This window comes from Prevotella sp. HJM029 (assembly GCF_000599605.1).
GTDB lineage: Bacteria > Bacteroidota > Bacteroidia > Bacteroidales > Bacteroidaceae > Prevotella.
The window spans coordinates 1-7,602 of sequence record NZ_KK082664.1; the positions used below are offsets into that span (position 1 = coordinate 1).

The window sequence follows — 7,602 nt, forward strand, 5'->3', positions numbered from 1 at the left end:
AATATTGGTGAAGTCTTCCAATCTGCACCCCGATGAAAGGAGTGCAGGCGAGGAAAATATTTATGCAAACAAACAACTAAAAGGTTATGCTCCGCTCTATCCGCTTCCAATCATCATTGCCATGTCTTTTCAGTTGGACAGCACAGAAGCGCATTTGTTCAGGAAGTATCTTTGTGAGAGGTTGCAGAAACCTGCATCCGTGATAACACCGATATTTCTGCTTGGCAGCACGGATAACTGATAATCTGTATTGATTTCCTTTTTCTTTCACCGATATTATCCTACTACTTACTACAACAAGAGATAAGGCAGTGAAAGAAAAAGGGTTATAATGTAGTTAGAACAAGAAATGAAAATTACTACCCTATGACTACATTCTATCTTATATGGGAATAACTGAGAGCCGTTTAGCCCTTTGGGGGCATAATATTTAGGTATCTTACCTTTATTATATCTTCTTATTATGCAATTGCCTCTAAGAATGATATGTCTCTGTGAAATTATGTCGTGTGTTATTGGCAATCCTTACTAACATCAACATCACCGGAACTTCGACCAACACGCCTACCACCGTAGCCAATGCAGCCCCAGATTGTAAACCAAAAAGAGAAATAGCTACAGCAACCGCCAATTCAAAGAAATTACTTGCCCCAATCATTCCGGCAGGTGCGGCAACATCATGGGGTAATTTCCACCATTTCGCCCAACCGTAAGCAACGAAGAATATCAGAACCGTTTGCAACACAAGCGGAACTGCAATCAATAAGATATGCAGGGGATTGTTTAGTATCGTTTCTCCTTGAAATGAAAACAGGATAATAAGCGTTAATAGCAATCCACCTACCATGTAATTATTAAATTTCTCAATAAATACATTGTTGAAATACTCCACACCTTTGCGGCGGACAATCATTATTCGGGTAATGACCCCGGCAGCAAGTGGTATCACAACAAACAGCCCTACGGATAGCAACAGAGTGTCCCATGGGATAGATACGCCGCCAACTCCCAACAAGAAAGCAACGATAGGGGCAAACGCTACCAATATGATTAAATCGTTCACTGCCACTTGTACCAGTGTATAAGCGGCATCCCCTTTAGTAAGGTAACTCCACACGAACACCATAGCTGTACAAGGTGCAGCGCCCAATAATACCGCCCCGGCTAAATATTCTTCGGCTAATCTGGCAGGTATAAAGGCTTTGAAAATCACATAGAAGAACAAATAAGCAATTCCAAACATGGTAAATGGCTTTATCAGCCAATTTGTAACGCCAGTGACTATTATTCCTTTCGGACGCTTGCCGACATTCTTAACACTTTGAAAATCTACTTTTAGCATCATCGGATAAATCATTAACCAAATCAGGATTGCCACGGGTATAGACACGTTGGCATATTCAAATTTGCTTAATGTTTGCGGAATTGCCGGAAGCCATTGTCCCACGGCAATTCCAATAATGATGCACAAGGCAACCCAGACAGTCAGGTATTTTTCAAAAAATCCAATTCCTTGTTTCTTTTCCATAACAATATCTATTTATTTTAATTGTGGTTTTAATTCGTTCAGGTAGAAGTCATAGAAACAGGCTTTAATTTCATCCCGTACCCGATGGAACTCACTGTTGATAAACTCGGGACTTCCGGTTGCTTCCGAGGGATCGTCAAACCCTATATGCAGCCTGTTTCTTACTTTACCTGTAAACATAGGACAACTTTCGTTTGCACCACCGCAAACGGTTATTACGTAATGCCATTCCTTGTCAAGATAGGTATTAACATGTGTTGGGACATGTGAGGCAATGTTTATTCTGGCTTCTTTCATTACTTCCACCGCCTTGGCGTTTACTTGTTTCGCTGGTACCGTTCCACCAGAATACACTTCTATATTTTTGTCGAATGACTGTAGAAAGCCATGAGCCATTTGGCTACGGCAGCTGTTTCCTGTACAAAGAATCAATACTTTCATCTTTTTATTTTTAAATTTGGGGATTTGACTTACTATATAGTTTGAATGCTTTTTGGAAGGAACTTCTACATATTATAGAATATAATTAAACAGATAGCCGGACAAGATGATGAAAAACGTCACAGTGCCGAAGAATATGCCGATAAGTCTCCATGTCATTACTTTCTTGAGCAGTGTTGCCTCTGGCAAGGAAAGACCAACGATAGCCATCATGAAGGCTATCGCCGTTCCGATGGGAATGCCTTTCGCTACAAATACCTCGATTACTGGGACGATACCTGCGGCATTAGCATACATCGGTACGGCAAGTATAACAGACAAAGGAACTGCATACCAGTTGTCTTTTGACATGTATTGCTCAAAGAATCCTTCAGGAACAAAGCCATGCATGAAAGCACCGATACCTATACCTATCAGAATATATATAAGTACACCACTGACAATTTTCCATGCATCACGGATAATAGTGGGAAGCCTCTTGGTAAAGGTGGTATGGTCTTTTTCCCATTCCCCTGCCTGAGCGGATGAATTTGCCTGCATCTGCTTTACCCAGTCACTCAGATAAGGAGCAAGGCGCATGCGACCGAGTACTATACCGCCTATTACTCCTAACAGAATGCCGCTGATGACGTAGATAAGAGTCACCTTCAATCCGAAGGAGCCAAGGAACATGGCAACAGCCACCTCGTTTACCAACGGTGATGTGATAAGAAATGCGAATGTTACGCCCAAAGGAATGCCGCCCTTTACAAATCCGATAAACAGAGGAATGGAAGAACATGAACAGAAAGGAGTGACCGCTCCGAATATGGAAGCCAGCAAGTACTGCAATCCGTACATATTGTGTGTAACCAGATATTTTCTCAAACGTTCAATTGGGAAGTAGGCGTTGATAATTCCCATCAATACGCTGATGAAGAACAAAAGGATAAGTATTTTTATCGTATCATAAAAGAAAAAGTTTACGGCAATTCCTATCGGTGTGTCGGCACTTAGTCCGAACAGTCCGTAAACAAGCCTGTCTGCAAATTCTTGTATCATAGAAGTCTTTTTTTGTTCGCTTAAATACGAACAATGTTCTTGAAAAAAAACGGCAGATACCATAATGGTTGTTTCTGCCGCTCGTGGTTAAACATATTCTGTCAATCAGATGCCCAGAAGTTCCTTTACTTCACTTTCTGTCGGTACCTTCCCCTTCAATTTTACCACTTCGTCAATGACAACGGCTGGCGATGTCATGATATTGTAATTCATCATTTCCATGATGTCGTCCACCTTGGTGAGTTTTGCATCGATGTCGTTCTCTTTAAGTACCTTTTCAATTACATTGTAGGTTGATTTACATTTGGCACAACCCGGCCCTAAAACTTTTATTTCCATATTAGTAAAAATATTATTGTTATTAAATTCATTTTACAAATACATTATCCAGCAATAATATATGCCGATGATGATGAATACCACGCCTACAATAAGGTTCGCCCATTTTTGCACTTTCTGTATCTTTCCGTAAAAATTTCCCATTTGTTGTATGCTGAAGGCGAGAACCCATGCAACAGCAAGCACCGGTATAGCCGTAGCGACAGCAAATATCATGGGTAGAAGATAGCCTGCCGAGGTCGTGGCAGACATCGGTATCAGCATGCCGAAGTAGAACACGCCACTGGTGGGACAGAAAGCCAGGGCGAACAGAACCCCTATCATCAGAGCACCCCAGCCGCCTTTCCTGGCAAGACCTTCCGGATTTCCAGTGAATCCAAACTTGGGGAGGTTGAGTTTATCTCCCCAAAGCATGAACAGGCCTATTACGAGTAGAAGAGGTCCAAGTATAAGCTCCCCCCACGTTCCTATTGTCTTTTGTATGCCGAACATACTGGAACCTTCTTTCAGAATAGTAATCAGTATTACACCAAGTAGGGTGTATGAAAGAATTCGCCCCAGCGTATAAAGCAGGCCATTTCGGAATATTCGCTTCCTGTTTTCAATATCTCTTCCGATAAACCCTATAGCTGCTATGTTCGTTGCTAACGGACAAGGTGAAAGTGCTGTCAGTAGTCCGAGCAGAAATGCTGTCAGTATAGGCGTGGAACTGTTATCCAGCAATGTCTGTAACCAATCCATATCCACCATTATCTCAGCATTTCATTTACGGATTTTACGACACCAGCCCTAAATACATCTGGTGATTTGCGTGCATTAGCAAAAGCAAATTCAGTCATATTCTTGTATGTTTCCTTTCCATTCTTATGTCTAACGATAAATAGTGAAGACCATGTTACCTCATACTTTTCTGCTATCTTCTCATTTTCCTTTTTGCTGATGTCTATTACCTTAAAAGTCACCTTGCCTTTTTTTATCTGGTCAGCGAAGTTCTTTTTCATTGTAGCTTTAGTGTTGCTTTCGATAGCCATACATGTGGCACAGCGCTGTTTCCCATGAAAATACAACACTTCTACATAATCCTTTACCGTCGTCTTTTTTAGAGCCTGGGCGTCTGTTCCGTCCTTTGCATTCATGTTGCAAAAGATAAAGGTGAAACATGCCACGATTAAAAATAAACACTTTTTCATACCTTTTTATATTTTGTTGTTAGTCATTCGCAAAACTACGAACATATTTTTCAAAAAAAATCACCTACGACAGCCCTTATTATTGCAGGGTTGCGCAAAGAAATCTGCAAACATCTTCTTCGCAGCTTGCCAATTATCCTTGTTGATACAATATTTAACTTTGGGCGCTTCCACTTCACCCTGGATTAAGCCGGCTTCTTTCAATTCCTTCAAATGCTGCGAAACGGTTGCTTTGGCAATAGGTAGTTCTTCGTGAATATCACCGAAGAAGCAACTATCTTGTTTTGCCAAGAAAGCAAGAATTGCCATCCTCGTTGGATGTCCCATTGCTTTGGCAAAATGAGCTATCTGTTCCAGATTTGTTGTGTGCAGTTTATCTTCCATTATTCTATATGTATCATTGTTCGTTGTTTGCAAAATTACGAACAATATCTGATACATGCAAATAATATCGTTATTTTTTGGGAAAATCGTTTTTTTTTCTGTATCTCAAAAAAATATAAGTAGTAATCCTATGCTATAGTCGCAAGTCTAAGTTGTTAATGATTCTATGTGAAAGCATCTTATGGTTTCCAAATCCATAGGAATAGCTGCTTCCTTCTTGCAGGGTACTTGTGAAATCATAAGCTATTAGTTTAACTTTTGAAATGTAATCTAAATATCCTAAGGCACTTGTTTCTGTTCCCTATAATTATCTTTTAGCATCTTTTCCAAATCTGAGGCCTTATAGAGGATTTTTCCTGCGAACTGGGTGTAGGGGATAATTCCCCTATCCCGATAGTCCTGCAAGGTGCGAGGGCTGATGTACAGCCTTTCGCACACCTCTTTACTCGTGAGAAAGTGCTCACCGCCAAAGAGCGGTTTGTGTGTCTTTGCCACTTCCTTAATCCGCTTACTTACCCCTTTTAGTGCGGACAGCACCACCTGCATATCGTCTGCCTCCATGTTCAAATCTCTTACTTGTTCCATAGTTCTTTCGCCTTATTTGTTATTCATGGATTTGTCCGTTTTTGATTTCTCCGATTTAGTTTGGAGCAATAGCTCCACATCCTCACGCCTGTAATAGCACTTATGCCCGATCTGAGAGAATGGAAGTACACCTGTATCCCGGTAGTGCTGCAATGTGCGCTTGCTGATGTTGAGCAACTTGCATACATCACCATTGTGCAGCCAATCGGTATGCTTGCTCTGTTCCCCGAATGCCTTGTGGCAGGTCTCGGCAAGGCTGAGAATCTCATTCCTGAGCCTTGTCCAATTTGAATCCGTAATGATAAAATATCCCATAGTTTTATTATTGTTTTGTTTGTAATTCTGTCTTATTGGTATTGACAACACCTTTGTCTGTTCTGCGTTTCATCGCACGTTTATGCCTGCAAAAGTATAATGAGTTTGTCATACTTCAAAGCAGCAGGGAACAGCAGGGAAACATCGGGAAGTTGAAGGAAAAGCTAACGCATTTTATCGGTAGCTGTTTGCACATTCTTTCCCTGTTTTGTTCTTTCGCCGTCCGTTTGAAACAAAGATAGGGCGGTGTATGTCCTATTCAATCATTCTTCGTTCAAGAGACACCTTGTAACACTCTTAGTGTGGACAAACGCTACCCTATTTCTGCGCGGATTCTATTGTTTGCAATATCGGTGCAGAATACTGCAAACATGTGCAAAGGGTACACTTCTACCTCTGTCTTTCCTTATTATTTTATCCCCTGTTTTGACTTAATTCGGGCTTAAATCAGTCATTTCTTTTCCTGTCTCCTCAAAAAACCGTGCGAACTTTATTGCGAATGAACGCAACATCATGCAAGCACTCTTTGAATGCTTGGAACTTTCCAGTTCTCTTCATAACTTCACTCTTAGAAACCAAACCAAGCATATAATGAAGAAGAATGCAGATAAAAGCAAATCGGAGGGAGGAAACAATATGCCCAAGCGAAAAAAGACTTCCTCAAAAAACGGTGAGATAGAAATCTATCTGTCCTCTCGCTATGAGTTCAGATATAACACTGTATTAGGAAGAACCGAATACCGAAGCAAGAACGATGCTCATTTCTCAAAGGTGGGCCGCTATGAAATCAACACGCTCCGTAGGGAGATAGACAACGATATCGGGATAATAACCTCATCGGAAAATCTATACTCTATCATCGAGAGCAGCTTCTCTCCACGCATCAATCCCATACAGGAGTATTTCAAGGCATTGCCATTGGCGGATATAGGCTGTGATGAAGGTAATAGTAGTATCTCCTCTCTTTCACTGAAAGCCATTCCCGAACTGGCAAGTTGCGTTGTGGTGCGCAATCACGAAAAATGGCTACTATATCTTACAAAATGGATCGTGGCAGTAGTCGCCAACGCTATGGACAACCGTGAATGCTGTAACCATACCTGTCTTGTACTGACAGGTGAGCAAGGCAAGTTCAAGACAACATTCCTTGACTTGCTTTGTCCTCCTGCTCTGCATGGTTACAGCTACACTGGCAAGATATATCCGCAGGAGAAGGACACGCTCACCTATATAGGGCAAAACCTCATCGTAAACATAGACGACCAGCTCAAAGCACTCAACAAGCGTGACGAGAATGAACTGAAGAACCTCATCACTTGCCCGATGGTCAAGTACCGTATGCCCTACGACAAGTATGTGGAGGAACATCCCCACTTGGCAAGCTTTGTGGCATCGGTAAACGGCAACGACTTTCTTACAGACCCCACGGGAAGCAGACGGTTCCTGCCCTTTGAAGTGCTTTCCATAGATATTGAGAGAGCAAAAGCTATCTCGATGAACAATGTCTATGCGGAAGCCTAAGCCCTGTTAAAGTCAGGCTTTCGCTATTGGTTTGATGATGATGAGATTGCCGAACTATACAGAGAGAGTGAGGACTTTCAAGTACAGACTGCAGAGATGGAGCTTTTGTTGCGTTGTTTTGAAAAGCCAATGGAGGATGAAAGTTATTCGTTAATGACCACTACGGAGATACTCACTTATTTGGGTATTTATACTCACCAACCACTTGTTGCCAAGCGTATGGGTGAAGCCTTGAAGAAAGCAGGATACATAAAGGTG

Annotated in this window: 9 protein-coding genes and 2 pseudogenes; 2 read left to right on the forward strand and 9 right to left on the reverse strand. The window is 41.6% G+C overall.

Annotated features, from left to right (window positions below; genetic code table 11):
* Window positions 1–241 (forward strand): annotated as a pseudogene (locus tag X919_RS0108050) (hypothetical protein); the annotation flags it as partial.
* A gap of 234 nt (window positions 242–475) precedes the next feature.
* Here the strand turns inward: X919_RS0108050 and arsB are convergent.
* From arsB to X919_RS0108095, 9 genes are all read right to left on the reverse strand, one after another.
* Entirely contained in the window at window positions 476–1,528 is a 1,053-nt protein-coding gene (arsB, locus tag X919_RS0108055; RefSeq protein ID WP_028899676.1) for an ACR3 family arsenite efflux transporter, read from the reverse strand.
* Window positions 1,529–1,540: 12 nt separating this feature from the next.
* On the reverse strand, window positions 1,541–1,969 hold the full coding sequence (locus X919_RS0108060; RefSeq protein WP_028899677.1) for an arsenate reductase ArsC: 429 nt from the start codon (window positions 1,967–1,969) through the stop codon (window positions 1,541–1,543).
* A 72-nt stretch (window positions 1,970–2,041) separates the two neighbouring features.
* Entirely contained in the window at window positions 2,042–3,010 is a 969-nt protein-coding gene (locus X919_RS0108065) for a permease (protein WP_028899678.1), read from the reverse strand.
* Window positions 3,011–3,115: 105 nt separating this feature from the next.
* The gene (locus X919_RS0108070) at window positions 3,116–3,349 is read right to left on the reverse strand and encodes a thioredoxin family protein (RefSeq protein ID WP_004359040.1); all 234 of its coding nucleotides are present in this window, start codon (window positions 3,347–3,349) and stop codon (window positions 3,116–3,118) included.
* Window positions 3,350–3,382: 33 nt separating this feature from the next.
* Window positions 3,383–4,090: an aromatic aminobenezylarsenical efflux permease ArsG family transporter gene (locus X919_RS0108075; protein ID WP_028899679.1), complete on the reverse strand. Its 708-nt coding sequence runs from the start codon at window positions 4,088–4,090 to the stop codon at window positions 3,383–3,385.
* 8 nt (window positions 4,091–4,098) lie between these two features.
* Window positions 4,099–4,539, reverse strand: coding sequence for a nitrophenyl compound nitroreductase subunit ArsF family protein (locus tag X919_RS0108080; protein ID WP_004359044.1), 441 nt, complete (start codon window positions 4,537–4,539; stop codon window positions 4,099–4,101).
* 60 nt (window positions 4,540–4,599) lie between these two features.
* Window positions 4,600–4,923 (reverse strand): ArsR/SmtB family transcription factor, encoded by a 324-nt coding sequence (locus tag X919_RS0108085; protein WP_028899680.1) that lies wholly within the window; start codon window positions 4,921–4,923, stop codon window positions 4,600–4,602.
* A gap of 279 nt (window positions 4,924–5,202) precedes the next feature.
* The gene (locus X919_RS0108090; RefSeq protein WP_004359048.1) at window positions 5,203–5,508 is read right to left on the reverse strand and encodes a helix-turn-helix domain-containing protein; all 306 of its coding nucleotides are present in this window, start codon (window positions 5,506–5,508) and stop codon (window positions 5,203–5,205) included.
* A 12-nt stretch (window positions 5,509–5,520) separates the two neighbouring features.
* Window positions 5,521–5,823, reverse strand: a complete 303-nt coding sequence (locus tag X919_RS0108095; protein ID WP_004364954.1) for a helix-turn-helix domain-containing protein — start codon at window positions 5,821–5,823, stop codon at window positions 5,521–5,523.
* A gap of 591 nt (window positions 5,824–6,414) precedes the next feature.
* Here X919_RS0108095 and X919_RS15135 point away from each other — a divergent pair.
* Window positions 6,415–7,602, forward strand: a pseudogene (locus X919_RS15135) (VapE domain-containing protein); the annotation flags it as partial.

Coding starts and splice junctions, on each gene's coding strand:
- X919_RS0108085 (WP_028899680.1), bottom strand. CDS start 4,923: ATGGAAGATAAACTGCACACAACAAATCTGGAACAGATAGCTCATTTT.
- X919_RS0108070 (WP_004359040.1), bottom strand. CDS start 3,349: ATGGAAATAAAAGTTTTAGGGCCGGGTTGTGCCAAATGTAAATCAACC.
- X919_RS0108065 (WP_028899678.1), bottom strand. CDS start 3,010: ATGATACAAGAATTTGCAGACAGGCTTGTTTACGGACTGTTCGGACTA.
- X919_RS0108095 (WP_004364954.1), bottom strand. CDS start 5,823: ATGGGATATTTTATCATTACGGATTCAAATTGGACAAGGCTCAGGAAT.
- arsB (WP_028899676.1), bottom strand. CDS start 1,528: ATGGAAAAGAAACAAGGAATTGGATTTTTTGAAAAATACCTGACTGTC.
- X919_RS0108060 (WP_028899677.1), bottom strand. CDS start 1,969: ATGAAAGTATTGATTCTTTGTACAGGAAACAGCTGCCGTAGCCAAATG.
- X919_RS0108080 (WP_004359044.1), bottom strand. CDS start 4,539: ATGAAAAAGTGTTTATTTTTAATCGTGGCATGTTTCACCTTTATCTTT.
- X919_RS0108090 (WP_004359048.1), bottom strand. CDS start 5,508: ATGGAACAAGTAAGAGATTTGAACATGGAGGCAGACGATATGCAGGTG.
- X919_RS0108075 (WP_028899679.1), bottom strand. CDS start 4,090: ATGGATTGGTTACAGACATTGCTGGATAACAGTTCCACGCCTATACTG.